General features: G+C 71.3%; 26 protein-coding genes. 9 read left to right on the top strand and 17 right to left on the bottom strand.

The window, feature by feature from the left end:
- The first annotated feature begins 12 nt into the window (after positions 1-12).
- The 3 genes from AB0J76_RS08350 to AB0J76_RS08340 are packed head-to-tail and all read left to right on the top strand — an operon-like array spanning position 13 to position 3,665.
- The gene (locus AB0J76_RS08350) at positions 13-1,293 is read left to right on the top strand and encodes an extracellular solute-binding protein (RefSeq protein WP_352319680.1); all 1,281 of its coding nucleotides are present in this window, start codon (positions 13-15) and stop codon (positions 1,291-1,293) included.
- Positions 1,294-1,303: 10 nt separating this feature from the next.
- Positions 1,304-2,584, top strand: coding sequence for a Gfo/Idh/MocA family oxidoreductase (locus AB0J76_RS08345; RefSeq protein WP_352319682.1), 1,281 nt, complete (start codon positions 1,304-1,306; stop codon positions 2,582-2,584).
- Positions 2,577-3,665 carry a hypothetical protein gene (locus tag AB0J76_RS08340; RefSeq protein ID WP_352319684.1) on the top strand — a complete coding sequence of 363 codons (1,089 nt, stop codon included), beginning with the start codon at positions 2,577-2,579 and terminating at the stop codon, positions 3,663-3,665. Before AB0J76_RS08345 ends, AB0J76_RS08340 begins: the two co-directional genes overlap by 8 nt.
- Here the strand turns inward: AB0J76_RS08340 and AB0J76_RS08335 are convergent.
- From AB0J76_RS08335 to AB0J76_RS08305, 7 genes are all read right to left on the bottom strand, one after another.
- Positions 3,637-5,418 (bottom strand): ABC transporter substrate-binding protein, encoded by a 1,782-nt coding sequence (locus AB0J76_RS08335; RefSeq protein WP_352319686.1) that lies wholly within the window; start codon positions 5,416-5,418, stop codon positions 3,637-3,639. The two genes, AB0J76_RS08340 and AB0J76_RS08335, sit on opposite strands and share 29 nt — an antisense overlap.
- A 19-nt stretch (positions 5,419-5,437) precedes the next feature.
- Positions 5,438-5,701, bottom strand: coding sequence for a DUF2160 family membrane protein (locus AB0J76_RS08330; RefSeq protein WP_352319691.1), 264 nt, complete (start codon positions 5,699-5,701; stop codon positions 5,438-5,440).
- Positions 5,702-5,712: 11 nt separating this feature from the next.
- Positions 5,713-6,465: a carbohydrate ABC transporter permease gene (locus tag AB0J76_RS08325; protein WP_364326154.1), complete on the bottom strand. Its 753-nt coding sequence runs from the start codon at positions 6,463-6,465 to the stop codon at positions 5,713-5,715.
- 62 nt (positions 6,466-6,527) lie between these two features.
- Positions 6,528-7,499, bottom strand: a complete 972-nt coding sequence (locus AB0J76_RS08320) for a sugar ABC transporter permease (protein ID WP_352320006.1) — start codon at positions 7,497-7,499, stop codon at positions 6,528-6,530.
- Positions 7,496-8,590, bottom strand: coding sequence for an ABC transporter ATP-binding protein (locus AB0J76_RS08315; RefSeq protein WP_352320008.1), 1,095 nt, complete (start codon positions 8,588-8,590; stop codon positions 7,496-7,498). The genes AB0J76_RS08320 and AB0J76_RS08315 overlap by 4 nt, the downstream gene beginning before the upstream one ends.
- A complete protein-coding gene (locus AB0J76_RS08310; RefSeq protein WP_352320010.1) occupies positions 8,583-9,671 on the bottom strand; it encodes an ABC transporter ATP-binding protein in 1,089 nt (362 codons plus the stop codon). Before AB0J76_RS08310 ends, AB0J76_RS08315 begins: the two co-directional genes overlap by 8 nt.
- 116 nt (positions 9,672-9,787) lie before the next feature.
- Positions 9,788-10,216 (bottom strand): MarR family winged helix-turn-helix transcriptional regulator, encoded by a 429-nt coding sequence (locus AB0J76_RS08305; protein WP_352320012.1) that lies wholly within the window; start codon positions 10,214-10,216, stop codon positions 9,788-9,790.
- A 64-nt stretch (positions 10,217-10,280) separates the two neighbouring features.
- Between AB0J76_RS08305 and AB0J76_RS08300 the strand changes: the two genes are divergently transcribed.
- A complete protein-coding gene (locus tag AB0J76_RS08300; protein ID WP_352320014.1) occupies positions 10,281-10,670 on the top strand; it encodes a VOC family protein in 390 nt (129 codons plus the stop codon).
- Between the two features lie 14 nt (positions 10,671-10,684).
- On the opposite strand, the gene AB0J76_RS08295 is transcribed toward AB0J76_RS08300, so the two are convergent.
- The gene (locus tag AB0J76_RS08295) at positions 10,685-11,467 is read right to left on the bottom strand and encodes an SDR family oxidoreductase (protein ID WP_352320115.1); all 783 of its coding nucleotides are present in this window, start codon (positions 11,465-11,467) and stop codon (positions 10,685-10,687) included.
- Between the two features lie 106 nt (positions 11,468-11,573).
- Here AB0J76_RS08295 and AB0J76_RS08290 point away from each other — a divergent pair, with 106 nt between their 5' ends.
- On the top strand, positions 11,574-13,148 hold the full coding sequence (locus AB0J76_RS08290) for a hypothetical protein (protein ID WP_352320016.1): 1,575 nt from the start codon (positions 11,574-11,576) through the stop codon (positions 13,146-13,148).
- A gap of 15 nt (positions 13,149-13,163) precedes the next feature.
- On the opposite strand, the gene AB0J76_RS08285 is transcribed toward AB0J76_RS08290, so the two are convergent.
- Complete coding sequence (locus AB0J76_RS08285; protein WP_352320018.1) at positions 13,164-13,904, bottom strand: TetR/AcrR family transcriptional regulator C-terminal domain-containing protein; 741 nt, start codon at positions 13,902-13,904, stop codon at positions 13,164-13,166.
- A gap of 80 nt (positions 13,905-13,984) precedes the next feature.
- On the opposite strand from AB0J76_RS08285, the gene AB0J76_RS08280 reads away from it, so the two are divergent.
- Positions 13,985-14,413 carry a hypothetical protein gene (locus AB0J76_RS08280; protein ID WP_352320020.1) on the top strand — a complete coding sequence of 143 codons (429 nt, stop codon included), beginning with the start codon at positions 13,985-13,987 and terminating at the stop codon, positions 14,411-14,413.
- Complete coding sequence (locus tag AB0J76_RS08275) at positions 14,410-14,607, top strand: hypothetical protein (protein ID WP_352320022.1); 198 nt, start codon at positions 14,410-14,412, stop codon at positions 14,605-14,607. The genes AB0J76_RS08280 and AB0J76_RS08275 overlap by 4 nt, the downstream gene beginning before the upstream one ends.
- Here the strand turns inward: AB0J76_RS08275 and AB0J76_RS08270 are convergent.
- On the bottom strand, positions 14,593-15,474 hold the full coding sequence (locus AB0J76_RS08270; RefSeq protein WP_352320024.1) for an arginase family protein: 882 nt from the start codon (positions 15,472-15,474) through the stop codon (positions 14,593-14,595). The genes AB0J76_RS08275 and AB0J76_RS08270 overlap by 15 nt on opposite strands.
- 28 nt (positions 15,475-15,502) lie before the next feature.
- On the opposite strand from AB0J76_RS08270, the gene AB0J76_RS08265 reads away from it, so the two are divergent.
- The gene (locus AB0J76_RS08265) at positions 15,503-16,033 is read left to right on the top strand and encodes a CGNR zinc finger domain-containing protein (protein ID WP_352320026.1); all 531 of its coding nucleotides are present in this window, start codon (positions 15,503-15,505) and stop codon (positions 16,031-16,033) included.
- Positions 16,034-16,054: 21 nt separating this feature from the next.
- Here AB0J76_RS08265 and efeB read toward each other — a convergent pair whose 3' ends face one another.
- The 7 genes from efeB to AB0J76_RS08230 all read right to left on the bottom strand — a co-directional run bounded on the left by efeB (position 16,055) and on the right by AB0J76_RS08230 (position 23,901).
- Positions 16,055-17,317 (bottom strand): iron uptake transporter deferrochelatase/peroxidase subunit, encoded by a 1,263-nt coding sequence (efeB, locus tag AB0J76_RS08260; RefSeq protein WP_352320028.1) that lies wholly within the window; start codon positions 17,315-17,317, stop codon positions 16,055-16,057.
- Positions 17,318-17,332: 15 nt separating this feature from the next.
- On the bottom strand, positions 17,333-18,472 hold the full coding sequence (efeO, locus tag AB0J76_RS08255; RefSeq protein ID WP_352320030.1) for an iron uptake system protein EfeO: 1,140 nt from the start codon (positions 18,470-18,472) through the stop codon (positions 17,333-17,335).
- Between the two features lie 11 nt (positions 18,473-18,483).
- Entirely contained in the window at positions 18,484-19,317 is an 834-nt protein-coding gene (gene efeU, locus AB0J76_RS08250) for an iron uptake transporter permease EfeU (protein ID WP_352320032.1), read from the bottom strand.
- 123 nt (positions 19,318-19,440) lie between these two features.
- Positions 19,441-20,808, bottom strand: a complete 1,368-nt coding sequence (locus AB0J76_RS08245; protein ID WP_352320034.1) for a cellulase family glycosylhydrolase — start codon at positions 20,806-20,808, stop codon at positions 19,441-19,443.
- Positions 20,809-20,810: 2 nt separating this feature from the next.
- A complete protein-coding gene (locus tag AB0J76_RS08240; protein ID WP_352320035.1) occupies positions 20,811-21,656 on the bottom strand; it encodes a carbohydrate ABC transporter permease in 846 nt (281 codons plus the stop codon).
- Positions 21,653-22,612, bottom strand: a complete 960-nt coding sequence (locus AB0J76_RS08235; RefSeq protein ID WP_352320037.1) for a sugar ABC transporter permease — start codon at positions 22,610-22,612, stop codon at positions 21,653-21,655. Before AB0J76_RS08235 ends, AB0J76_RS08240 begins: the two co-directional genes overlap by 4 nt.
- Positions 22,609-23,901 (bottom strand): extracellular solute-binding protein, encoded by a 1,293-nt coding sequence (locus AB0J76_RS08230; RefSeq protein ID WP_352320039.1) that lies wholly within the window; start codon positions 23,899-23,901, stop codon positions 22,609-22,611. Before AB0J76_RS08230 ends, AB0J76_RS08235 begins: the two co-directional genes overlap by 4 nt.
- A 153-nt stretch (positions 23,902-24,054) precedes the next feature.
- On the opposite strand from AB0J76_RS08230, the gene AB0J76_RS08225 reads away from it, so the two are divergent.
- Positions 24,055-25,065 carry a LacI family DNA-binding transcriptional regulator gene (locus tag AB0J76_RS08225; protein WP_352320041.1) on the top strand — a complete coding sequence of 337 codons (1,011 nt, stop codon included), beginning with the start codon at positions 24,055-24,057 and terminating at the stop codon, positions 25,063-25,065.
- Positions 25,066-25,238: the final 173 nt, after the last annotated feature.

Genomic DNA, 25,238 nt, shown 5'->3' with positions numbered 1-25,238 from the left:
GGAGGTAGAGCCGTGAGCTCTGGCAAGAAGACGTGGTCGGCGGCCCTGCTCGCCACCGCCGTGCTGGCGGTCACCGCGGCCTGCGGCAGCGGCGGCGACGACGGCGCCGGCGGGAAGGTCAGGCTGCGCTTCTCCTACTGGGGCAGCGACGCGCGACAGAAGATGACCGAGGAGGCCATCAAGAAGTTCGAGGCCAAGAACCCGGGCATCGACGTCGAGGGCGAGTTCTCCGACTTCGCCAGCTACTACGAGACGCTGTCCACGAAGGTCGCCGCGAGCGACGCCCCGGACGTCATCACCCTGGAGATCCGCGGCCTGCGCGAGTACGCCGACCGCGGCACGCTGGCCGACCTGACCGGCAAGGTGCAGACCGCCGACATCGACCCCAAGCTGCTCGGCACCGGCGGCATCGACGGCAAGCAGTTCGCCGTCCCCACCGGCGCGAACGTCTTCTCGGTGGTGCTCAACCCGGCCCTGGTGCAGTCGGCCGGGCAGAAGGTGCCCGACGACACGAAGTGGACGTGGAAGGACTACGTCGACCTCAGCTCGAAGATCACCGCCAAGGGCGGCGGCACGGTCTACGGCACCCAGCTGAACTGGAACCCCGCCTTCCTGCAGATCTTCGCCGCCCAGCGCGGCGAGCCCTTCTACCAGGGCAACAAGATCGCCGTCACGCCCGGGACGATCGTGGCCTGGTGGCAGGTCATGCTGGACACGATCAAGGCCAAGGGCAGCCCGGACGCCGCCAAGACCGCCGAGGTCGGCGCGACCAGCGTGGACCAGTCGCTGCTGGCCACCAACACCGGCGCGTCCGGCATGTGGTGGAGCAACCAGCTCGGCGCGGTCGCCAAGGCGTCGGGCAAGGAGATGAGCCTGCTGCGCCTGCCCAAGGCGGAGGGCGCCACCACCGGCGGCATGTTCCTCCAGCCGGCGATGTTCTACACCGCCTCCGCCAAGAGCGAGCACGCCGCCGAGGCCGCCAAGTTCATCGACTTCATGATCAACGACGCCGAGGTCGGCGGGATCATCCTCAGCGACCGCGGCCTGCCCGCCAGCTCGAAGGTGCTGGCCGCCGTCAAGGACAAGCTGCCGCCCGCGGACCAGAAGACGCTGCAGTTCGTCGAGTCCATCAAGGGCGAGCTGGCCGACCCGCCCGCCGCGCCGCCGAAGGGCGCCAGCGCCCTGGAGGACATGCTCAAGCGGTACACCGAGGAGGTCCTCTTCGGCCGGATGGCCCCCGACGTCGCCGCCCAGAAGTTCCTGACCGAGGCCAACGCCGCCCTCGGCGGCTGAGAGGACGACCATGAGGTACGCGTTCGTCGGGCTCGGGCACCGCGCGCAGCTGTACGTCGACGCGCTGCTCGGCGAGTGGCGCGACACCGGCGCCGTCGTCGCCCTGTGCGACACCAACCGGACCCGCATGGACTACTACGCCGAGCGGATCGGCCACGAGGTGCCGTGCTTCGCCCCCGCCGAGTTCGGCAAAGTGCTCGAACTCGCCGACGCGGTCGTGGTCGCGACCGTGGACGCCGCGCACGCCCGCTACGTGTGCGCGGCCCTGGACGCGGGCCGCGACGTCATCGTGGAGAAACCGCTCACCGTGGACGCCGGGAGCTGCGCGGCCATCGCCGAGTCGGCGCGGCGCAGCACCGGAAGGCTGATCGTCACCTTCAACTACCGGTACTCGCCGCGCAACTCGGCCGTGCGCCGCCTGCTCATGGACGGCGCGATCGGCGAGGTGACGTCCGCGCACTTCGAGTGGACGCTCGACACCATCCACGGCGCGGACTACTTCCGCCGCTGGCACCGCGACCGGGCCAGCTCCGGCGGCCTGCTCGTGCACAAGTCCACCCACCACTTCGACCTGGTCAACTGGTGGCTCGGGGCGGCGCCGGAGACCGTCTTCGCGCAGACCTCGCTGCGGTTCTACGGCTCGGCCAACGCGCGGTCGCGGGGGCTGGCCGACCGTCCCGAACGCGGCCAGGGCGCGCCCGGCCTCGGCAGCGACCCGTTCATCCTGGACATCGCCGCCGATCCCCGGCTCAAGCGCCTCTACCTGGACGCCGAGCACGAGGACGGCTACGTCCGCGACCAGGACGTCTTCGGCGACGGCGTGACCATCGACGACAACATGGCGGTGCTGGTCCGGTACGACAGCGGGGCGCTGCTGACGTACTCGCTGAACGCCCACGCGCCCTTCGAGGGCTACCGGGTGGCCTTCAACGGCACGGCGGGACGGCTGGAGCTGGAGGTGGTCGAGCGGGCCTGGACGCCGCCGCACGCGGCGATCGACCCGAGCGCCGCGTCCAAGGAGCACGCCGCCGGGGCATGGGAGCGGCTCACCCTGCGCCCCCACTGGGCCGAGCCGCGCGAGGTGCCGATCGAGGCGGGCGCGGGCGGCCACGGCGGCGGCGACCGGCTGCTGCTGGACGACGTGTTCCGCGGCCCTTCCGGCGACCCGCTGGCCCGGCAGGCGGGCTACCTGGACGGCATCCGCAGCGTCCTGACCGGCGTCGCGGCCAACCTGTCGGCCGCCTCGGGCGCCCCCGTGCACCTGGCCGACGCCGGCACCCGACTTGCCTGACGGGTCCGCCCCGGCGGTGTTCGGGGAGCTGGCCGAGGTCGTCGGCGGGCAGTGGGAGCTGTTCCCGTCCCTGCCGGGGCCGCGGCTGCGGGCGGCGGCCCGGCAGGCGATCGGGGTGCCCGACCTGACCGCCGCGGACGTGCGGGTCGAGCGCACGTGGACCGACGGCGACCTGCACGGCGAGGAACTGTCGTGGACGGTCGGGTTCGGGCCGCGGACCAGGGCGTACCTGCTGAGACCGCGCGACCGGGGCGGCCCGCTGCCCGGGGTGGTGGCGCTGCACTGCCACGCGGGCATGAAGTGGGCGGGCAAGGAGAAGATCGCCGACGGTCCGGAAGGGCCGTCGCCCGAGGTGCGGCGGCTGCGGCGGGACGTCTACGGCGGCCGCGCGTTCGCCGGCGAGCTGGCCCGCCGCGGGTTCGCCGTGCTCGCCCACGACGTGCTCACCTGGGGCAGCCGCCGCTTCGCGCTCGACGTCCCGGAGGGCGAGGGCGGCCTCCCTGACCGGTACGACCGCGCGGCGGCCCGGCACGAGCACGTCGTGGCCAAGCACTGCGCCCTGCTCGGCACCTCCTTCGCCGGGGTGGTGGCGGGCGAGGACCTGGCCGCCGCGGCGTACCTGCGCTCCAGGCCGGACGTCGGCGAGGTCGGCTGCGCCGGCGTGTCGGGCGGCGGGCTGCGGGCCGCGCTGCTCGGCGCCTTCGACCCGGAGGTGCGCGCGGTCGTGGTCGCCGCGATGACCTCGACCTACCCGGACCTGCTGGCCGGCGGCCACGTCGAGCGGCACACCTGGATGTTCTACCCGCCGGGCCTGTCACGGCTGGGCGACTGGCCCGACCTGGTGGCCGCCCGCGCCCCCGCCCCCCTCATGGTCCAGTACGCCCTGCGCGACGACCTGTTCCCGCGGGCCGGGATGCGCCGCGCGCACGCCCGCATCGGCGAGCGCTACCGCGACGCCCCCGGCCGCTACGAGGCCGTGTTCGCGCCGTCCCCGCACTGCTTCGACGTGCCCATGCAGGAGCGCGCCTTCGACTGGCTGGCGCGGGAGCTGGTCAGCCGCCCGCCTTCCAGCGGGCGATGAGCTTGTCGTAGTCGAGCGTGGCCGGCTCGCCGCGCTCGTCGGCCAGCTTCGGCGCGGGCGCGCCCGGCTGGTCGAACCAGTACTGCGCCGGACGCTCGGGGTTCAGCTTGGGCGCGCACTGGCCGCCGTAGCCCTGGCGTTCGCGCGACAGGCGTTCCAGCCGGGCCAGGATCTCGTCCTGCTGCCTGGCCAGGTTGTCCATCGACTGCTGCGGGGTGGTCTCGCCGGTGACGGCGGTGGCCACGTTCTGCCACCAGAGCTGGGCCAGCTTGGGATAGTCGGGGACGTTCGTGCCGGTCGGGGTCCACTGCTTGCGGGCGGGGGAGTTGTAGAACTCGATCAGGCCGCCGTACTTGGCGGCGTTGTCCTTGAAGTAGTCGCTCTTGATGTCGGAGTCGCGGATGAACGTCAGCCCGGTGATCGACTTCTTCAGCGACACCGTCTTGGACGTGACGAACTGGGCGTAGAGCCAGGCGGCGGCCCTGCGGTCCTTCGGGGTGTTGTTGAGCAGCGTCCACGAGCCCGCGTCCTGGTAGCCGAGCTTGTTGCCGTCCTTCCAGTAGACGCCGTGCGGGCTGGGCGCGATGCGCCACTTGGGGGTGCCGTCGTCGTTGACGACCGGCAGGCCCTTCTTGGTCATGTCGGCCGTGAACGTGGTGTACCAGAAGATCTGCTGGGCGATGTTGCCCTGCGCCGGGACCGGGCCCGCCTCGCTGAAGTTCATGCCGGCGGCCTCGCGGGGCGCGTACTTCTTCAGCCAGTCCACGTACTTGGTGAGCGCGTACACCGAGGCCGGGCCGTTGGTGTCGCCGCCGCGGGTCACCGACGAGCCCACCGGACGGCAGTTCTCCACCCGGATGCCCCAGTCGTCCACCGGCAGGCCGTTGGGGATGCCGGGGTCGCCGTTGCCCGCCATGGACAACCAGGCGTCGGTGAAGCGCCAGCCCAGCGAGGGGTCCTTGCGGCCGTAGTCCATGTGGCCGTAGACCTTCCGGCCCTCGACGGTGCCGTTGCCGTTGACCTTGTTGCTGAAGAAGTCGGCGATGTCCTCGTAGGCCGCCCAGTTGACCGGCACGCCCAGGTCGTAGCCGTAGGCGTCCTTGAACTGCTTCTTGATCGCCGGGTCGGTGAACCAGTCGTAGCGGAACCAGTAGAGGTTCGCGAACTGCTGGTCGGGGAGCTGGTAGATCTTCTTGTCGGGGCCGGTGGTGAAGCTGATGCCGATGAAGTCGTCCAGGTCGAGGGTGGGGGAGGTGACGTTCCTGCCCTCTCCGGCCATGTAGTCCGACAGCGGGAACACGTACGTGCCGCGCGAGTGGGTGCCGATGAGGTCGGAGTCGTTGACGTAGGCGTCGTAGATGTTCTGGTCGCCCTGGATCTGCGTCTGGAGCTTCTCGATGACGTCGCCCTCCTGGATCAGGTCGTGCTTGACCCTGATCCCGGTGATCTCGGTGAACGCCCTGGCCAGCTTCTGGGACTCGTACTCGTGCGTGGTGATCGTCTCGGACACCACGTTGATCTGCATGCCCCGGTACGGCGCCGCCGCCTTGATGAACCAGTCCATCTCTGCCAGTTGCCGGTCCTTGGACAGGGTGCTCGGCGTGAACTCCGCCGACACCCACCGCTGCGCCGCGGCCCTGCCGTCGGCCTCCTTGAAGTCGCTCTTCGGCTTCTCCTCCCCGCCCGTGCAACCGGCCGCCACCAGCGCCAGCGCCGCCGCGACCGCCGCCGCGACACCCACCGCATGCCTCATCGCCTGGCTCCTCTTCCTCTCAGCCCCATATCCCGATCACGACCATGACCAGCAGCGCGACGCCGAGCGCCGCCCACATGGACAGGTCGGTGACTGCAATCCACAGGGCCAGCACGACGGCCGCGCTGATCAGGCCGATGTACAGCCGGTCGCCCCGGTCGGTCTCGATCCGCAGGAACCCGCGCCTGGCCACGGGCGGCGAGAGCCGTCCCCAGACGGCCATCACGCACAGGAGCAGCGCCAGCCCGGCGAACACCAGGGCCGTGGGGGCGGTCCACACCATCCACTGCACGGTCAGACCCTCCCCAGGGCGAACCCCTTGGCGATGTAGTTGCGCACGAACCAGATGACGACGGCCCCCGGGACGATGGTCAGCACGCCGGCCGCGGCCAGCAGCCCCCAGTCCACGCCCGCCGCGCTCACCGTGCGCGTCATGGTGGCCGCGATGGGCTTGGCGTCCACCGACGTGATCGTCCTGGCGATCAGCAGCTCGACCCAGCTGAACATGAAGCAGAAGAACGCGGTGACGCCGAGCGCGGACCGGATCATCGGCAGGAAGATCCGGACGAAGAAGCGCGGCAGCGAATAGCCGTCGATCGCCGCGGTCTCGTCAATCTCCCGGGGGATCCCCGACATGAAGCCTTCCAGGATCCAGACCGCCAGCGGCACGTTGAACAGCATGTGCGCGATCGCCACGCCCAGATGCGTGTCGAACAGCCCGACCGCCTGGTAGATCTGGAAGAACGGCAGCAGGAACACCGCCGGCGGCGCCATCCGGTTCGTCAGCAGCCAGAAGAACAGGTGCTTGTCCCCGGCGAAGCGGAAGCGCGAGAACGCGTACGCCGCCGGCAGCGCCACGACGAGCGACATGACCGCGTTCATCGAGGTGTAGACGATCGAGTTGAGGTAGCTCGAATACCACGACGGGTCGGTGAAGAACGTGACGTAGTTGTCGAAGGTCACCCGCTGCGGGATCAGCGAGAAGCTGCCCAGGATGTCCTCGTTCGGGCGGATGGACATGCCGAACATCCACAGCAGCGGCAACATCAGCGTGGCGGCGTACAGCCAGAAGACCGTGCGCGCCCACGGCAGCCGGTGGCGCGTGGAACTCACCTCCCCGACCTGGTCAGCACGGTGAAGAAGACGTAACAGGCGATCTGCACGAGCAGGAAGTACAGCAGCGAGAACGCGCCCGCCGGGCCCAGGTCGAACTGGCCGACGGCGATCTTCGACAGCAGGATGCTCAGGAACGAGGTCGCGTTCCCCGGCCCGCCCCCGGTCACCACGAACGGCTCGGTGTAGATCATGAAGCTGTCCATGAACCGCAGCAGGATCGCGATCGTCAGCACCCCGCGCAGCCTCGGGAGCTGGATGTGCCGGAACGTCGCCCACGCCGACGCGCCGTCGATCTGCGCCGCCTGGAAGTACGGCTCCGGGATCGACCGCAGCCCCGCGTAGGCCAGCAGCGCCACCAGCGGCGTCCAGTGCCACACGTCCATGACCAGGACGGTGATCCAGGCGTCGGCCGAGTCGAGCGTGTAGTTGAAGTTGACCCGCAGCACGTTGTTGACCACCCAGCCGCCGAGCCCGATGTCGCCGCGGGCGAAGATCTGCCAGATCGTGCCCACGACGTTCCACGGGATGAGCAGCGGCAGCGCCACCAGCACCAGCGCCACCGACACCCAGAACCCGCGGCGCGGCATGCAGACCGCGATGGCCACCCCGAGCGGGACCTCCACCAGCAGCACCTGCGCCGAGAACAGCAGCGTGCGCACGAGCGCGGCGCGCACCTCGGGGTCGCGGGCGATCTGCCGGAACCAGTCCAGGCCGACGAACACCCGGTCCACCGGGCTGAAGACGTCCTGGACGGAGAAGTTCACGACGGTCATCAGCGGGATCACCGCGGTGAAGGCCACCGACACCACGACCGGCAGCACCAGCAGCCAGGCCCGGTTGTCGCGCGGGCGGGGATCGGCGCGCGGCCCGGCGGCTCCGGAGGCCTCTGCGGCGGCGGCATCGGCGGCGGCCGGTACGACCTCGCCGTCCGCCTGGCTGCCCGCGACGGCGGTCCGGTCGCTCACGCCTGCCCCCTTCCGTCCAGGGGTGCGAGCGAGCCGCACCTGACCTCGTCGCGGAACAGGAACGTCCGGTCCGCGGGGAAATGCAGGAACTCGACCGTGCCCGGCGTCCAGGACGAGCCCGCCTCGGTCCTGGCGATCACCGGATGGCCGCCGACCTCGGCGCGCACCAGGTCGTGCGAGCCCATGCGGTCGATCCCGGTCACCCTGGCCGCCACGCCCGGCCCGTCGGGCGGCCCGCCGACCCGGACGAACTCGGGCCGCACGCCGATCCGCACCGGCCCCGGCGGCAGCGCGCCGGCCACGGCGCCGACCTCCGAGTCCCCGATCCTGACCACGTCGCCGTCGATCTCGGCGGGCAGCACGTTCATGCCGGGCGAGCCGATGAAGTGGCCGACGAATTCGTGCGCGGGCGACAGGAACAGCTCGGCCGGCTCCCCGGCCTGCACGATCTCGCCGTCGTTGAGCACGACCACCTCGTCGGCGAAGGTCAGCGCCTCGGTCTGGTCGTGGGTGACGTAGACCAGGGTGTGGCCGGTGTCGCGGTGGATCTCCTTGAGCTTGCTGCGCAACGTCCACTTCAGCGCCGGGTCCACCACGGTCAGCGGCTCGTCGAGCAGCACGGCCGCCACCTGCTCGCGCACCAGGCCGCGGCCCAGGCTGACGATCTGCTTGCGGCCCGGGTCGAGCCGGCGGGCCCGGCGGCGCAGCACGTCGTCCAGGCCGAGCATGGCCGAGACCCGCAGCACCCGCCGCCGGATCTCCTCGGCCGGGACCTTCCTGTTGCGCAGCGGGAAGGCCAGGTTGTCGTAGACCGACATCTCCTCGTACAGCACGGGGAACTGGAAGACCTGCGCGATGTTGCGGCCGGCCGTGGGGACCCCGGTGACCTCCCGGTCGCCGAACCAGATCCGGCCCGCCGTGGGCGTGAGCAGCCCCGAGACGATGTTCAGCAGCGTCGTCTTGCCGCAGCCGCTCGGGCCGAGCAGGGCGTAGGCCCGGCCGCCGCGCCAGGTCCAGGTCGTCGGCCTGAGCGCCCACGTGCGGCCGCCGTCGTAGCTGTGGCCCACGCCCTCCAGGCGGATGTCAGCCATGCCGTCCCGCCCCCGCCGCCGGGGCGACCGGTAATCGGCCTCCGGCCTCGTCGAACACGAAGACGTGCCGCGGGTCCACGTACGCGGTGGCCGCCTGGCCCGGCGTGAACGGGCGGGTGCCCGGCAGATGGGCGACCAGGTGCCGGCGTCCCGCCAGCAGCAGGTGCAGGAACGTCGCGCCGCCGGTCACCTCGGCCAGCCTGATCTCGGCGGGCAGCTCCAGCAGGCCGGAGCCGGTCCTGGTGATCGTCACCTGGTGGGGGCGGATGCCGAGCACGACCTCCTGACCGGCGGCGGCGTCCGGCGCGGGGAAGGAGGCGCCCATCACCTCGATCCGGCCGTCCCTGACCGTGCCGGGCAGCAGGTTCAGCGGCGGGTCGCTGAGCGTGGCGGCGACGGCGAGCGTGGGCGGCTCGGCGTACATGGCGGCCGGGTCGCCGACGTGCCGCACCCGGCCCTCGCCGAGCACCACGGCGGGCGCGGCGAAGGCCAGGGCCTCGTTGGGGTCGGCGGTGGAGTAGAGGACGACGCCCGGCGAGCCGGTGAACATGCGCTTGAGGTCCTCGCGCAACTGCTCCCGGAGCTTGAAGTCGAGGTTGGCCAGCGGCTCGTCGAGCAGCAGCACGTCCACGGGCCTGGCCAGCGCGCGGGCGATCGCCGTGCGCTGCTGCTGGCCGCCCGACAGCTCCGCGGGCCTGCGGCCCAGCAGATCGCCGAGGCCCATGACCGCGGCCACCTCCCGCACCCGCCGGTCGATGCCGTCCTTGCGGTACGACCGGTCCAGCCGCAACGGCGAGGCGATGTTCTCGTAAACGGTGAGGGACGGGTAATTGATGAATTGCTGATAGACGAAGGCGACCGAGCGCTTTCGCACGGAAATCGAGGTGACGTCATTTCCGTTGACCAGCACCCGCCCGGAATCGGGTGGCCGCAATCCGGCGGCGACCCGCATGAGCGTGGTCTTTCCCGAGTTCAGCGGGCCGACGAGGGTGGTCAGTCCGTGAGGTAGTTCCAGGTGGATGTCGTCGAGCCAGGTCTCCCCGCGCTGCCGTACGCGGACGCCATCGAGGATCAGCGTCACAATGCCCGGTCCTCTCTCCCGGAGCTTGCCCTCCATCTAACATGATCTGATTCTTTGTGCAAAGAGGGCAGTTGTTGTGACAGTTGTTCGTCAGTTGACGTGAGTTATGCAATTTGTCAGGGTGAGAAGAGTTTCGTCACCAGGCTGTGGAGGTCCCGGCGCTCGGCGTCCGTCAGTGGGGCTAGGGTCTCGCGTTCGACGTCCGCCACCACCGCGCGGGCCCGTTCCAGGGCGTCCCGGCCGGCGGCGGCCAGCGAGATCCGGTAGCGGCGGCGGTCGGCGGGGTCGCGTTCCCGGGCGGCCAGCCCCTCGGCCATGAGGGCGTCCATCAGGCGGACCATGTCGCTCGGGTCGAGGCCCAGCCGGTCGCCGACCTCCCGCTGGGCGGCCGGGCCGAAGTCGTCGAGCGTCGCCAGCGCCGCGAACTCCCACAGGCTCAGCCCCGTTTCGGCGGTGAGCCGCGCGGCCAGGGCGCGCCGGCCCGCGACGCCGACCTTGTGCAGCACGAAGGTGGTCGTCCCGAGCAGGGTGGGCGGCAGTTCCATCTCATCGAGAAGTGTAGGTTGTTCCCAACAGTTGGTGACTACCCACTAATTTCGGAGGATCAGGATGGACGCCCTCTACCCTCGGCTGCTGGTGCGCGACTTCCCGGCGAGCGTCGCCTTCTACCGGGCCGCCCTCGGGCTGGAGCCGGTGAAGGTGCTGACCGAGGCTGCGTACGCCAACTGGGACATCGACGGCCAGGCCGGGCTCGTGCTCTTCGGCCGCGACCACGTCGCCGAGGTCGTCGGCACGTCCGGGCTGCCGGCGGCGGGCGCCCAGGACACGGTGATGCTGGTGATGCGGGTCGACGACGTCGACGGCGAGGCCGACCGGCTGGTCGGGCTGGGCGCCACCCTCGCCGCGCCGCCGCAGGACCGGCCCGCCTGGGGGCCCGGCCTGCGCACCGCCCACCTGCGCGACCCGGAGGGCAACCTGATCGAGCTCCAGTCGTACTGAGCGCGGGCGGGCGGTCAGGGCAGGATGGCGTCCACGTAGCCGCCGTCCACGCGCAGCGCGCCGCCGGTGGTGGCCGAGGCGAGCGGCGAGCTGAGGTAGACGACCATGTTGGCGATCTCCTCGGGCTCGATCAGCCGCTGGAGCAGCGACTGCGGACGGTGCTCGCGCATGAACGCCCGCTGCGCCTCCTCCCACGGCAGCTCCCGGTCCACGAGCTGGTAGACGAACTCCTCCACGCCGCCGGTGTGCGTGGGTCCGGCGATCACCGAGTTGACCGTCACCCCGCTGCCGGCGGCCTCCTTGGCGAACCCCCGCGAGACGGCCAGCAGCGCCGTCTTGCTCATGCCGTAGTGGATCATCTCGGTGGGCGTGACGACGGCCGAGTCGCTGGCGATGTACTGGATCCGGCCCCAGCCGCGCTCGATCATGCCGGGCAGGTAGGCGCGCGTGAGGCGCACCGCCGTCAGGACGTTGACCTCGAAGAAGCGCCGCCACTCCGCGTCGTCGATCTCCAGCGCCGGCCTGGCCTCGAAGATGCCCAGGTTGTTGACGAGGATGTCCGCCTGCGGCAGCGAGTCGAGGACCCGCTGGAGCCCTTCGTCGGTGGCGACGTCGCCGGGCGCGGCGACCAGGCCGCGATGGTCCATGCGCTCGATGGCCGCGGCCACCGAGCGTTCGCTGCGGCCGTTGACGCCGACGCGCGCGCCCGCCCGTGCCAGACCGGTCGCGATGGCCGCCCCGATGCCCTGGGTCGAGCCTGTGACCAGCGCCGTCTTCCCGCTGAGGTCGATGCTCACCATGACTCCATTGTCCGTGCCGCCCCGCGGCCGACCGGCACGGGGGCACTACCGGCCGCGGATCGGGTAGATGCCTACTCTGGTCGGTACGTCGAGGGGAGCATGGGTGCGCCGGTTACGGTGGCTGGTCGTGATGGCGGTCCTCGCCGTCCTCGTCGTGGTCCCGGCCGGGCCGGGCGCCGGCGACGACGGGTGCCCGCCCAGGGACACGCGGGTGACCTCGCCGTACGCGATCACCGGTTACTGGGTCATGCCGCGGGCCGACGTGTGCGTCACGCGGCGGACGGTCGAGGCGATCCACTCGCTCGGCGGCGACACGCTCGTCACGTTCGGGCCGCGCTTCGACGCCGGGCCGATGGAGCCGGAGTTCGCCGCCTGCCGGGTGGACGGACGGCCCTGCGCGCGGGCGCCCGGCACACGCGTCCGGCACGTCTACACGTACGTGACCAGCGAGGAGTTCGGGCGTTCCGTGCTGCGCTGCCCGGGCCTCGACCGGCGGATCGAGAGCGGCGGGCGGGTCTTCTACCGCGTGTCGCTGGCCGCGTCGTGCGCCGCGCGCGTCCAGGACCTGGTGCTGGTCTCCACCGACGGCGACGGGCTGGGCAACCTGGTCGAGGAGGCGGCGGCGTACGGGATGAGGGTGTTCCCCGGGCTGCCCGCCGCGCCGCAGCGGCGGGGCAAGCCGTGGGAGCCCGACCTCGCGCACCTCGCCGCGCTGAACGCCTTCACCGCGCGGGTGCTGGCCGGCTACCGGGAGCGGTTCGGCGGGGCGGCCGCCTTCGGCGGGGTCTACCAGTCGTTCGAGCTGGCCATGCGCGAACGGGGGCCGCGCGACCCCGTCCTGGCCCTGTACGCGGCCCAGCACGCGGCGGTCGCCGCCGCGCTGCCCGGCAGGAAGATCCTGGTCAGCCCCTACATCGACGCCCGCAGGGGCCGCGGTTTCCCGCCCGGCCAGGTGCCCGGCGGGCTGGCCGGCATCGCCGCCACCCGCGCCGGCGCGCCCATGGCCGTCGCCGTGCAGGACGGGCGGGGCACGGGCAAGGTCCCCGTGCACGGGATCGAGGAGGGCGGGTCCATGGTCGCCCCGCGGCTCGTCCCGGTGGTCGGCCGGGTGCGCAACGCCGCCGGCTACTACGGGCCCACCAGGGACTACATCGAGGCGGCGGCCAGGAGCGTGCCCGCCGGGGTCGAGCTGTGGGTGAACGTCGAGGGCTTCGAGCCCGCCCCCGCGGACGGCGAGTGCGGGCGGGTCGAGCCGCTGCCGTTGCGGGGACGTACCAGCAAGGCCCGGCTCGACCAGCAGATCATGGCGACGGGCGGGCACGCCGCGAAGATCATCTCTTACGGCTGGGAGCCCTTCTTCACCTGCCAGGCGAGCCCGTCCACCCCCTCGCTGGCCGACGACATCGCGAACGGCGGCCGGGAGCCGATCATCGTGAACGCCTACCGCGAGGAGCGGGACGGACGGCCCGGGGTCACCGTCGAGGGCTACAACCTGCGCGGCGGCACGCTGCGCTTCACCTCGCCCGGCGGCCATGAGGTCGGCGTGGCCCAGCGGTGGCACGGGCCGGGCCGCCCCGAGTCGGCGTGGGCCCCCTATGTCCCGTCCGGCCCGTGGACCTCGGTCACCGCCACGAACGCCGCCGGCCGCACCAGCACGAGCGGGTACGTCTTCCGCTAGCGCCCGCCGTTTCCGTCAGGATTCGCCGCTTGCGCCGGGTTCGCCGCTTGCGCCGGGTTCGCCGCTTGCGCCGGGTTCGCTGCCGAAGCCGCGCAGCATGGCTTCGAGCGCGAAGACGAAGCGGCGGTCGGTCCCCGAGGACGGCTGGGCGCGCCGCGCCCGGGTGGCCTCGGCCAGCAGCGGGGTCTCCGCCAGGTCCGGCTCGGGGATGTCGCGCATCGCGGGCGCGGCCCGTTCGGCCCCACCGGCGACTTCACCGGCGACTTCACCGGCGGCTTCACCGGCGGCCAGGACGGCGACGTGGCCGACGACGAAACCCGTCACGGCGTAGAGCATGTCCAGCGCGCGGTCCGGCGGCAGCCCCGCCGCGCGCAGCACGCGCAGCCCGTCCTCCATCAGGCGCAGGTTCCCGGGCGTGATCGCGGGGCGGCTGACCACCAGGGGGAGCACGTTCGGGTGCGCGAGCAGCGCCCGCAGCAGCGCGTGGGCGTACTCGCGCAGGCCCTGCTGCCATGAGGCGGCCTCGGTCAGCAGCGGCGCGGCCTGCGTGACGACCTGTTCGACCAGGCCGTCGAGCAGCGCGTCCTTGCTGCCGACGTGCTGGTAGAGGGACATGGCCTCGACCCCGAGCTCCTGGCCGATGCGGCGCATGGACAGCGCCTTCAGCCCTTCGCGGTCGGCCAGCGCCAGAGCCGCCCGCAGGATGGCCTGCCGGGTCAGGCCGGCGTTCTGGCCGCGGGTGCGCTTCGGGGACATGGTGCCCTTTCTCGATTCTTACGTGGTAAGTATAGTCAAAACATACTTTGTAAGAATGTCGTCCGGAAGGGACCCATGTCATGACAGGAAAGCCGCGCGGGGCCTCGGCCCTGCTGTACGGCGGCGCCGCGCTCACGGTGCTCGTCACCCTCTTCGCCTTCGCCTACCGCTCCGGGCTGGCCGAGTACCTCAGGGCGGGCTATCCGGAGCTGGGGCCGGGGAAGATCGACGAGGGGGTCACCACGTACACGGTGATCCTGTCGGTCGTGGGGGCGCTCGGGCTGGCCGGCTGGCTCGTCACCGTCCGGGCGGCCGGCGCGGGCAGGGGGTGGGCCCGGTGGCTGGGGGCCGGGCTGTTCGTGCCGGCGGCGTGCTTCGCGCTCGCGGGCCTGACCGTCCGGGACAGCAACGGCGAGGTCGGCCTGGCGCCGCTGCTCGGCTGGTTGCAGGTGCTTCCGCTGGTCCCGGGGCTCGCGGCGGTCGTGCTGCTGTGGAGGAGGGCGCGGTGATCCGGGTCGCCCGGTGGCCGGCGGCGCTCAAGCGCCTGATGTACCGGGGCGGGCGGCCCAACGCGCTCATGCGGGCGATGAACCGGCTCGACGCGCTGACGTACGCCTCCCGGTGGCTGCCCGGTCATCCCGTCTTCCGCATCCTGCGGGCGGACGGCTCCGCCCCGGACGGCCACGGGTCAGGTCAGGGCTGAGACGAGGATGTCGGTCAGGGTGGCCGCCTGGCCGCCGTCCTCGTCGAGGTCGGGGTCGAAGATGGTGAACTGGATCCCGGCCGCCCCGGGCAGCGCGAGCAGCCCGCGGAGCAGGCCGGCGAGCTGGTCGCCGGTCAGGCCGCCGGGGGCGGGGGAGTCGACGGCCGACACCACGGACGGGTCGAGCACGTCGGCGTCCACGTGGATCCAGAACCCGTCGAGGTCGTCGCGCACGAGCACGCGCTCGGCGACCTCCAGGGGGATGTCGTTCCCGGCGACGTGGGCGATGCCCTCGGCGGCGAGCTCCTTGGCGTCGTCGTCGTCCCGGACGCCGAGCACGATGACGTCCTCGTCCCGGACGTACGGGCGCAGGCCGTCGATGTCGGTCAGGTAGTCGTCGCCGCGGCCGGTCACCAGGGCCAGGTCCTCGCCGGCCGCCGCGCCGACGTGGGGCGAGTTGCCGAGGTGGCGGAAGTCGGTGTGGGCGTCGAGGTAGGCCACCCCGTAGCGGCCCGTCCTGCGCAGGGCGAGCGCGGAGCCGAGCAGGATCGAGCAGTCGCCGCCGAGCAGGACGGGGAAGCCGCCGTCCGCCCTGATCCCGGCCACGCGGTCGGCCAGCCGCCGGGTGTAGGCGGCGATGGCCGCGCCGTTGCGCACGCCGTCGCCGGGCTTCCAGGTGGCCACGTAGCGGGGCGGGACCAGCGCGCCGGCGTCGGCCGCGCCGATCCGCGCGACGAGCCCGTTGTCCCGCAACGCCCAGGGAGCCTTGTAGCAGCCGGGGATGACATCCTCGGCGAGTGGACGCAGGCCGAGGTTGGACGGCGCGTCGAGGACGGTCAATTTTCTGTCAGGGGTTAGAGTGCTCATAGTCGTGACGGTAGCAGGAGGGTGAGGGATGCGCCAGTTCATCGAGACGGGTCTCGTGGCCGTCGATCTGGCCAACACGTGGGACGAGTACCTGGACGATCCCGAGCGGCTGCCCGACGTGGGGGAGCTGCGCCGCTTCTGCCGCGAACTGGGCGAGAACGACCACGGTCTCGGGGAGGCGGACCTGCGGGAGGTCAGGCAGGTGCGCGAGCGGCTGCGCGCGGTGCTGGCCGCCGAGCCCGACGGCCGGGCGGGGGCGCTGGCGGAGTGGGTGGCCGGGCTGCCGGCGCGGGCGGCGGTGCAGCCCGCGGGCGGCGTGCCCCGGCTGCGGCTGGTCGCGCCGGACGGTGCGACGGCGGCGGGCCGGCTCGCCGTACGGGCCGTCACCGAGCTGCTGGAGCTGGCCGCGGCCGGCGACTGGGAACGGCTGCGCCAGTGCGCCGCCACGCCGTGCACCGACGCCTTCGTCGACCGCAGCCGGCCGGGCAAGCGGCAGTTCTGCTCGACCCGCTGCGCCAACCGCGCCCACGCCCAGGCCTCACGCACCCGCCACCGCTGACGGCGAGCACGCTGAGGAGGGTCAGGCGAACAGGGTGCGGCCCCAGTAGTCGCCCGCGTCCTGGACGCCGGGCGGGCAGGCGAACAGGCCGCTGGAGACGTGCTTGATGTACTCGTTGAGCGCGTCGTGCCGGGCCAGGTTCATCTGCACCGGCACGAACTGCTTGCGCGGGTCGCGCTGGTAGGCGATGAAGAACAGCCCGGCGTCCAGGCGGCCGAGGCCGTCGGAGCCGTCGACGAAGTTGTAGCCGCGGCGCAGCAGGTGGGCGTTGCCGTTGTTGCTCGGGTGCGCCAGCTTGACGTGCGAGTCGTCCTTGATCAGCGGCTGCCCGTCGGGGCCCTTGGCGGCGAAGTCGACGGGGTCGAACTCGGCCTTCCTGCCCAGCGGCGCGCCCTCGCCCTTGTCCCGGCCGAAGATCTGCTCCTGCTCGGCGAGCGAGGCGCGGTCCCAGGTCTCGATCGTCATGCGGATCTTCCTGGTGACCATGTACGTGCCGCCCGCCATCCAGGCGGCGCCGTCCGAGCCGCCGGCCCACAGGTGGTCGCGCAGCAGGTCGGCGTCCTCCAGCTTCATGTTGTTGGTGCCGTCCTTGAAGCCCAGGAGGTTGCGCGGCGTGGCCTGGGCCCGCGACGTGGACGACGTACGGCCGAAACCGAGCTGCGACCAGCGCACCGAGACCTTGCCGAAGCCGATCCTGGCCAGGTTGCGGATGGCGTGCACGGCCACCTGGGGGTCGTGCGCGCACGCCTGGACGCAGATGTCCCCGCCCGAGATCTCCGGGATGAGCTGTTCGCCGGGGAACTTCGGCAGGTCGGCCAGCGCGGCAGGCCGTCTGCCCGCCAGCCCGAACCGGTCGTCGAACAGCGACGGGCCGAACCCGATCGTCAGCGTCAGCCCCGAGGCGGGCAGCCCCAGGGCCTCGCCGGTGTCGTCGGGCGCCGCCTCGGCCGCCCCGCCCACCGCGCCGAACGTCCCGGCCTCCTTGCCCTGCGTCAGCCGGGCTGCCGCGGCCGTCCACTCCTGGAGCAGGTCGACCAGCTCGGCCTTCTTGTCGGTGATGACGTCGAAGGCGACGAAGTGCAGCCGGTCCTGGGCGGGCGTGACGATGCCCGCCTGGTGCTGCCCGTAGAACGGGAACGGATCGGACGTCGAGGCGGCGTGCGCGACCGGCGGATCCTCCAGCAGCGACCTGGTCGTCACCGCCCCCGCCCCCAGCACGGCCGCTCCCGCGGCGCCCAGCCCGAACAGCTTGCGGCGGCTCATCCGCCCGCCGGCCTGCGACATCGCCCCCACCTCCCGTTACTTGGCGATGACCGGTGCGATCTTACTGATCGGCTCGGCCAGCGCGTTGATCGCGTCGGACAGCGCCTTCAGCTCGGCCTTGGACAGCTCGTCGTGCAGCTTCCAGCCGTCGCCCTTCTGGTGGGCGCCCAGGGCGGCCTCCGCGGCGGCGAACTTCTCGTCCAGCGTCTTGACCAGGTCGGGGGAGCGCTGCTCCAGCACCGGGCGCAGCGACTGCACGGCGGCCTTGGAGCCCTGGAGGTTGGCGTCGAAGTCCCACAGGTCGGTGTGCGACCAGATGTCCTCCTCGCCGGTGATCTTCCCGGAGGCCACCTCGTCGAGCAGTCCCTTGGCGCCGTTGGCCAGGTTGAGCGGGGTCAGCTCGGCGGAGTTGGACTTCTGGACGATGGTCTTGACGTCGGCGATCAGCTTGTCGGCGACCGGGCCGTCCTTGCTGATGTCCTTCTTGATCCACAGATCCTTCTCGATCCGGTGGAACCCGGTCCACTCCTCGCCGTCGGCCAGGTCGGCCTCGCGGGCGTCGATGGCCGGGTCGAGGTCGCCGAAGATCTCCGCGACCGGCTCGATGCGCTCCCAGTACGTCCGTGAGACCGGGTACAGCTCCTTGGCCTTGCCGATCTCGCCGGCCTTGACGGCGTCCACGAACTCCTGCGTCTTGACCAGCAGCGTGTCGCTCTGCGACTTGATGTAGCGCTTGTAGCTGGCGACGGCGTCGGCGAGCTGGGCGTCGGAGGTGAGCGCCTTGTGCTCGCCGGTCACCTTCAGCGCGTTGCGGATGCCCTTGCCCACCATGCCGGGCTTGCAGACGGCCTCGTACGCGCCGGCCGGCAGCTCGGCCACCAGCTCCCTGGTCAGGCCGGGCACGATGTTCTCGACCTCGGCCATCACCCGGTCACCGGGGGCATACACGTAGAACTCGGTCACCTTGGAGCCGCCGTTGGTGATCGTGAACGTGCTCGTGCCCGCCGCGACCTCGGTGGCCGCGACCTTGCACTCGGTGTCGGACGCGGCCACGGTGATCTTGCCGGGCGCGCCGGCCGGACCCTTGGCGGCCTGCGTGGCGGTGGTGCCCGAGCCGCACGCGGTCAGGCCCGCGAGGGCGAGCGCGCCGAAGGACAGGCTGATGGCGGTACGCATGATGCTCCTGTTCAGGCCGCGGGTGCGGTGGAGGCGGGAGTGGTCTTCACTCGCTGTGGCAGCAGGAAGAGGAAGAGAGTGGGCGCGAGGTAGACGATCCAGGCCACGGCCTCGGCGATGCTCGGCTGCGGCGTGATGTTGAGCATGCCGGAAAGCAGCGCCCCGTACCAGGAATCGGCGGGCAGGACGGCGCTGATGTCGAAGGCGTAGGAGCTCAGGCCGGGCAGGATGTTGGCTTCCTGGAGGTCGTGCACGCCGTACTTGAAGATGCCGGCGGCGACCAGGATGAGCAGCAGGCCCGTCCAGGTGAAGAACTTGGTGAGGTTGATCTTCAGCGCGCTCTTGTACAGCCCCCAGCCGATGACCACCGACGTGAGCAGGCCGAGCGCGATGCCGAGCAGGGGATCCATGGTGGCGGTCGCGCCCTGGACGGCGGCGAAGAACAGCAGCGCCGTCTCCAGCCCCTCGCGGGCCACGGCCAGGAAGGCCATCACGACCACCGCGAGCGAGCCCATCTGCAGCGCGTCGGAGAGCTTGCCCCGCAGCTCCCCGGAGAGCGCGCGGGCGGTGCGCCGCATCCAGAAGATCATCCAGGTGACGAACGCGACGGCGAGCAGCGAGGTGATCGCGTCGAACAGCTCCTGCCCCATGTGCCCGAGGTTGGCGGCGGTGAAGGTCAGCAGCGCGCCGAAGCCGACGGACAGCGCGACCGCCGCGGCGACGCCCGTCCAGACCTGGGGAAGCTTGTCCTTCCTGTCGCTCTTGACGAGGAAGGCGATGAGGACGGAGACGACGAGCGTCGCCTCCAGTCCCTCGCGCAGTCCGATGAGGTAGCTGGCGAACACCGTCACTCCTGCTGGCTGAGGAAAGGCTTACCTAAATTAGGGCAGCCGAAGCATACCTAGCGCAAGCAGTGATGGCGATAGTCTGCCCGGTGGTGTGACGCACCCGACTGTATGAGCGGTTTGTCACCCAGTGAGATTGCCGGCCAGCAGGTCGAGCAGCGGCTCGCGCCGTACGCACTGCTCCAGCGCGAACGAGTCGGCCAGGGCCAGCAGCTCGTCGTCGCCGAGCCCCCCGAACAGCCCGGCGTACTCGGGCAGCAGGGCCTGGGCGAGGAGGATGTGCCTGATCAGGTCGTCGGTCTGGTAGCGAGCGCCCCACGGGTAGGGCGCCCAGTCCGGGAACTCGGTCTCGACCAGCCGGTGCAGCGGGGCGAGCACGTCGGCGCACTCCTCCATGGTCGAGCCCCACCGGTCCGCGCCGAGCCGCCGCTTCTTGGCGATGAACGCGCCGAACCTGTCCAGGTACGCCCTCGACGCGTGCACCAGCCCCTGCAGGCCCACGTCCTTGTACGTCCAGAGCGACCAGCCCGCCTCGTGGGCGTCGTAGATGTCGAGCTGGTCGCGCAGGACCTGGTAGCGCTGCGCGTCCCGGTCCGGGTCGCCGGTGTAGACCGGGCCGAACTCGCCCACCCACAACGGCGTGCCGGTCTCGCGCTGGAACCGGGACCGCCGGGCGAAGGTCTCCTCCAGCTGGCCGCGGTCGCACCACTCGCCCCTAGTGAGCCCCGGGTACGGGCCGCCGTGGGCGAACCCGGCCAGGGCGTAGTCGTGCATGACGAACACCGTGTTCTCGTACATCTCCCGGAACATCGAGAAGTCGGTGGCGTAGGTGTTGCCGTCCAGGAACAGGACGTGGTCGGGGTCGGCGGCCCGTACGGCCTTGACCAGCCGGTCGTAGAACGGGCCGACCACCTTGCCCGAGACGTCGCCCGGCTCGTTCACCACGTTGTACCCGGCCACCCACGGATGCCCCCGGTAGTGGTCGGCCAGCGCCTCCCACAGGTGCACGGCCCGGTCCTGGAAGTGCCGGTGCTGCCAGAACGCCGCCACGTGCGTGGGGTTGTCGCTGTGCCAGTGCTGGTTCTGGGAGCCGGGCAGGGCGTGCAGGTCGATGACGCTGTAGAGGCCGCGCTCGCCCAGCAGGCCGATCACCCGGTCGAGGTGCCGGAAGCCCCTCGGGTCGATCTCCATGGGCCGGTCGTCGGACTCCCAGTGGTGGTAGTTGACCGGGATGCGCACGCAGTTCATGCCCAGCCCGGCCAGCAGCCCGGCGTCGCTCTCGGTGAAGAACGAGGTGAGCAGCCGGTCGAAGAAGAGCTCGGCCCGCTCCTCGCCCAGCACGCCGGTCACGGCCGCGCGCATCGAGGTCTCGTTGGCGGGATAGCCGGTGATGAAGTTCTCCATGTTCATCCAGCCCCCGAGGCCCACCCCCCTGAGCCGGACGGGCGTGCCTTCGGGGGTGAGGAGCCGGCTTCCTGAGACGTGGAGCATGTTCACCCTTTCGTCGCACCCGCGGTGAGCCCACCGACCAGGTGACGTTCAGCGATGGCGTAGAACCCGAGCGCCGGCACCATGGCCAGGATCAGGTAGGCGAGGACGCGGGCGGTGTCGGTGGCGTACTGGCCCTGGAACTGCTGGATGCCGAGCGGCAGCGTCCAGCTCGACTCGTCGCTGAAGACCACCAGGGGCAGCATGAAGTTGTTCCAGCTCCCCACGACGGCCAGCACGGAGACCGTCGCCATGGCCGGGCGGGCCATCGGCAGCAGGATCCGCCAGAAGAACCCGAACGGCGAGCAGCCGTCGATGATCGCGGCCTCCTCGATCTCGCCCGGGATGCTCCGGAAGAACCCCCGCAGGATGATGATCGTCAGCGGCAGCCCGAAGGCGGCCTGCGTCAGGATGACGCCGAGCGGGTCGTCCAGCAGCCCGAACGTGCGCAGCAGCACGAAGATCGGCAGGATGGCCACCGCGAACGGGAACATCAGCCCGGCGGTGAACAGCGTGAACAGCGCCTCCCTGCCCCGGAAGGCGAACCTGGCGAAGACGAACGCGGCCAGTGCCGCCAGCCCGACCATCACCACGGTCGTGGCGACCGCGATGAACGTGCTGTTCCACACCTGCCGCCAGAACGACCCCGAGCCGAGCACGTCGGTGTAGTTGGCGGTGATCCAGGGGTCGGGCAGGCCGAAGGGGTTGCCCGAGAGCTGGCTGTTGCTCTTGAACCCGCCGAGCAGCGCGTACACGATCGGCACCAGGATGAACGCGCCGACGAGCCAGGCGATCGCGTGCAGGGGCAGGGTCGGACGGCGCCGCCGCGCGGGCGGCCTTCCGTGGTTCATCGGCGGCCTCCCATGGACGTCGTCGCCCCCGCCAGGTCCCGGCGCAGCACCACGCGCTGGTAGACGAGGGCGAAGACGAGGCTGAGCGCGAACATCACGACGCTGATCGCGTTGGCGTAACCCACCTGGGAGCGCTTGAAGCCGAACTCCATCATGGTGACGGCCATCGTCTCCGAGGAGTGCGACGGGCCGCCGCCGGTGAGGATCCAGACCAGGTCGAACAGCTGGATGGTGTAGATGACCGACAGGAACACGCTGATCCTGATCGTCGGCCCGAGCAGCGGCAGCGTGATGTGCCGGAACGTCTCCCAGGGCGTCGCGCCGTCGATCTGCGCGGCCTCGATCAGCTCGTCCGGGATGCCCTGCCGGCCGGCCAGGTAGATCATCATGTGGAAGCCGAAGTACTTCCACGTCATGACCAGGAAGATCGCGGGCATCACGGTGTCCGGATCGGCCAGGAACTCCGACTCCAGGCCGAACACCGACAGCAGCTGGTTGGCCATGCCGCCGTCCGGCGCGAGGATCAGCGAGAACAGCACGCCGGTGATCACCTCGGACAGCACGTACGGGGCGAAGAACACCAGCCGGTAGACCGCCCGCCCCCGGATGCGCTGGTTCAGCAACATCGCCACGGCCAGCGAGAACGGGAGCTGGACCAGCACCGACAACAGCACCAGGACCACCAGGTGCCACAGGTCGGTGGCGAAGATCCCGGACGACAGCAGCCTGGTGAAGTTGGCCGGCCCGACGAACTGGGTGGGCAGCCCGCCGAACCCGTTCCACTTGAACGCGCTGGCGTAGACCGCCACCAGGATCGGCGTCACCACCAGCAGCAGGAAGAGCACCAGCGCGGGCAGCAGGAACAGCGCGATCGTCACCGCGCGCCCGCGCCGCCGCCCCGGCGGGGCGGCGGCCGGCGGCGCGACCGCCGCCCGCCCTCGGGTCAGCGTCGTCATTCGCTCTTGGCCACTTCGCTGATGTCCTGGCCGATCTGCTCCGGCGTCTTGGTCCCGGCGATCAGCTCGGCCACGCTGTCGTTGACCTGCTGGCCGACGGCCGGCGGGTAGGCCTGGTCCAGGTAGAGCTGGTAGCCGGAGGCCCCGGCCAGCAGGGTCGCGACCTGCTTGAGGTTGGCGTCCTTGACCGCGCTCTCCTCGCCCTTGAGCACCGGCAGCACGCCGCCCGCCGCCACGGCCTTGGTGTGCTGGTCCATCTGCGTCATGAACTTCACGAACTCCACGGCCTGCGGGGGCGCGTCCGCGCCCACCGACAGGCCGTTGCCGCCGCCGAAGGCGTCGCCGATCGAGCCCTTGCCGCCCTCGACCGCGGGGAAGGGGAAGAAGCCCAGGTCGTCGCCGAGGCCCTTGCCGGAGTCCTTCTGCACGGCGGGCGCCCACTGGCCCATCAGCTCCATGGCGGCCTTGCCGTTGGAGACCGTGGCCGCCTGCCCGTCGGGGGTGCCGTACCCCGCGCCGAGGAAGCCCTTCTGGAACGGCTGGAGCTCGGCCAGCGCCTTGACCTGCTGCCCGGCGGCCACGAAGTCGGGCTTGGTGAAGTCGTGGTCCACGCCCGCCTGCGTGAGCGCGGGCAGGCCGGCGATGCGCATCGCCAGATAGGCCCAGTAGTAGTGGCCCGGCCACTTCTCCTTGCCGGCCAGCGCGATCGGGGTGGTGCCGGACGCCTTCAGCTTCTTGACGTCGTCGAGGAACTCCGCCCAGGTGGCGGGCGGGGCCGAGATGCCGGCCCTGGCGAAGAGCTTCTTGTTGTACCAGAAGCCGACCAGCCCGATGTCCGTCGGCAGCCCGTAGGTCTTGCCGTCGAACTGGTACGCGCTCAGCGCCGCGGGGGTGAACGTGCCCAGCACGGGCGCGACGTCGTCGGAGAGGTCCTTGACCAGGCCGGCGTCGATCTGCTGCTTGAGCACGCCGCCGCCCCAGGTGACGAAGACGTCGGGGGCCTTGCCCGACTGGGTGATCGTGGTCAGCTTGGCCTTGTAGGCGTCGTTCTCCAGCACCGTCGCCTTGATGGTGACGTCGGGGTGCGCGGCCTCGAAGTCCTTGGCCCGCTGCGCCCACAGGGACTTCAGCGGTTCGGAGGTGGACAGGTGCCACCATTCCAGCGTCACCTTGGCGGGCTTCTGGCCGGATTGCGAGGCGCCGGGCTGCCCGCCGTTCTCGCCGCTCCCGCCGCTGCCGCATCCGGCGACGAGCACGGCGGTGGCCATGAGGATCAGACCGCGTTTCATCCAGGGGGTCCCTTCATCGGGCGCAAGCGGTATGAAAGTTTCGTATAGCCCCCGATAATTTCGTTGGTCGGAGCATAGGTACGTGCTGCGGAGGGCGTCAATAGCTGTTGTGGGAGCGATCCCAGTCCGAAACTTTCGGATACACTCCCGAACGTGTCAGCTAAGAGGCGCGTGACGATCGCACTGATCGCAGAAGAGGCCGGAGTCTCCATCCCCACGGTCTCCAAGGTCATCAACGGCCGGCCCGAGGTGGCGCCGGCGACCCGTCACAAGGTCGAACGGCTGCTCCAGGAACACGGCTACCAGCGGCGCGTCAGCCAGGACGACACCCCCGCCGGCCTGGTCGACCTGGTGTTCGCCGAGATCGAGTCGCCGTGGGCCATGGAGATCGTGCGCGGCGCGGAGAGCGCGGCCCACGAGGCCGGCGCCAGCGTCGTCATCTCGGTGCTGCACACCCACGCCGGTCCCGGCCGCGACTGGCTCGAACGGCTGGCCGCCCGCCGCACCGACGGCGTGGTGATCGTCGCCTCGCGCCTGTCCACCGGCGTGCAGGCCCAGCTCAGCGCGCGGTCGTTGCCGTTCGTGGTGGTCGACCCCGAGGGCGAGCCGGCCCCCGGCATCGTCTCGGTCGGCGCCACCAACTGGAACGGCGGCCTGGCCGCCACCCGCCATCTGCTCGAACTCGGCCACCGCCGGATCGGCATGATCAGCGGCCCCGCCGACATGCTGTGCAGCCAGGCCCGCGTCGACGGCTACCGGGCCGCCCTGGAGACGGCCGGCGTGCCGCTCGCCCCCGAACTCGTCCGGCGCGGCACCTTCCTCGTCGACTCCGGCCACGACCAGGGCCACGAACTCCTGTCACTCGACGAACCGCCCACGGCCATCTTCGCCGGGTGCGACCTGATGGCGTTCGGCGTGTTCGAGGCCGCCCGGCAGCGGGGGTTGCGCGTTCCGGAGGATCTGAGCGTGGTGGGGTTCGACGACCTGCCGCTGTCGAAGTCGGCCTGGCCGCCGCTGACGACCGTGCGCCAGCCGTTGCAGGAGATGGCGGCGCTGGCCACCCGTACGGTGCTGGGGATGGGGAAGGGCGAGGTGCCGGAGACGAAACGGGTGGAACTGGCTACGGAACTGATCGTCCGCGAGAGCACGGCCGCGGTGGAGTGACGGGGTGGGCCAGAACCGCCCGGCCTGAGCAGTGGGGCCCTGCCTGAGTGGTCTTCGCCCTCCGGGCTCAGGCGCCCTTCTTCTGGCGCCTCCGGCGCACCCCCCGCGCCTCCGGCGCCTGGGCCTTCCACGGTTGACCTGCGAGACCTCTTCACGCCCGCCTGCTCGACGGC

This window comes from Nonomuraea sp. NPDC049624 (genome assembly GCF_040675255.1).
GTDB lineage: Bacteria > Actinomycetota > Actinomycetes > Streptosporangiales > Streptosporangiaceae > Nonomuraea.
This window is presented reverse-complemented; position numbering and strand designations above follow the sequence as displayed.

Coding starts and splice junctions, on each gene's coding strand:
- AB0J76_RS08285 (WP_352320018.1), bottom strand. CDS start 13,904: ATGTCCCCGAAGCGCACCCGCGGCCAGAACGCCGGCCTGACCCGGCAG.
- AB0J76_RS08280 (WP_352320020.1), top strand. CDS start 13,985: ATGACAGGAAAGCCGCGCGGGGCCTCGGCCCTGCTGTACGGCGGCGCC.
- AB0J76_RS08330 (WP_352319691.1), bottom strand. CDS start 5,701: ATGGTGTGGACCGCCCCCACGGCCCTGGTGTTCGCCGGGCTGGCGCTG.
- AB0J76_RS08325 (WP_364326154.1), bottom strand. CDS start 6,465: ATGTTGCCGCTGCTGTGGATGTTCGGCATGTCCATCCGCCCGAACGAG.
- AB0J76_RS08315 (WP_352320008.1), bottom strand. CDS start 8,590: ATGGCTGACATCCGCCTGGAGGGCGTGGGCCACAGCTACGACGGCGGC.
- efeB (WP_352320028.1), bottom strand. CDS start 17,317: ATGTCGCAGGCCGGCGGGCGGATGAGCCGCCGCAAGCTGTTCGGGCTG.
- AB0J76_RS08240 (WP_352320035.1), bottom strand. CDS start 21,656: ATGAACCACGGAAGGCCGCCCGCGCGGCGGCGCCGTCCGACCCTGCCC.
- AB0J76_RS08245 (WP_352320034.1), bottom strand. CDS start 20,808: ATGCTCCACGTCTCAGGAAGCCGGCTCCTCACCCCCGAAGGCACGCCC.
- AB0J76_RS08235 (WP_352320037.1), bottom strand. CDS start 22,612: ATGACGACGCTGACCCGAGGGCGGGCGGCGGTCGCGCCGCCGGCCGCC.
- AB0J76_RS08300 (WP_352320014.1), top strand. CDS start 10,281: ATGGACGCCCTCTACCCTCGGCTGCTGGTGCGCGACTTCCCGGCGAGC.
- AB0J76_RS08265 (WP_352320026.1), top strand. CDS start 15,503: ATGCGCCAGTTCATCGAGACGGGTCTCGTGGCCGTCGATCTGGCCAAC.
- AB0J76_RS08335 (WP_352319686.1), bottom strand. CDS start 5,418: ATGAGGCATGCGGTGGGTGTCGCGGCGGCGGTCGCGGCGGCGCTGGCG.
- AB0J76_RS08230 (WP_352320039.1), bottom strand. CDS start 23,901: ATGAAACGCGGTCTGATCCTCATGGCCACCGCCGTGCTCGTCGCCGGA.
- efeO (WP_352320030.1), bottom strand. CDS start 18,472: ATGCGTACCGCCATCAGCCTGTCCTTCGGCGCGCTCGCCCTCGCGGGC.
- AB0J76_RS08345 (WP_352319682.1), top strand. CDS start 1,304: ATGAGGTACGCGTTCGTCGGGCTCGGGCACCGCGCGCAGCTGTACGTC.
- AB0J76_RS08305 (WP_352320012.1), bottom strand. CDS start 10,216: ATGGAACTGCCGCCCACCCTGCTCGGGACGACCACCTTCGTGCTGCAC.
- AB0J76_RS08270 (WP_352320024.1), bottom strand. CDS start 15,474: ATGAGCACTCTAACCCCTGACAGAAAATTGACCGTCCTCGACGCGCCG.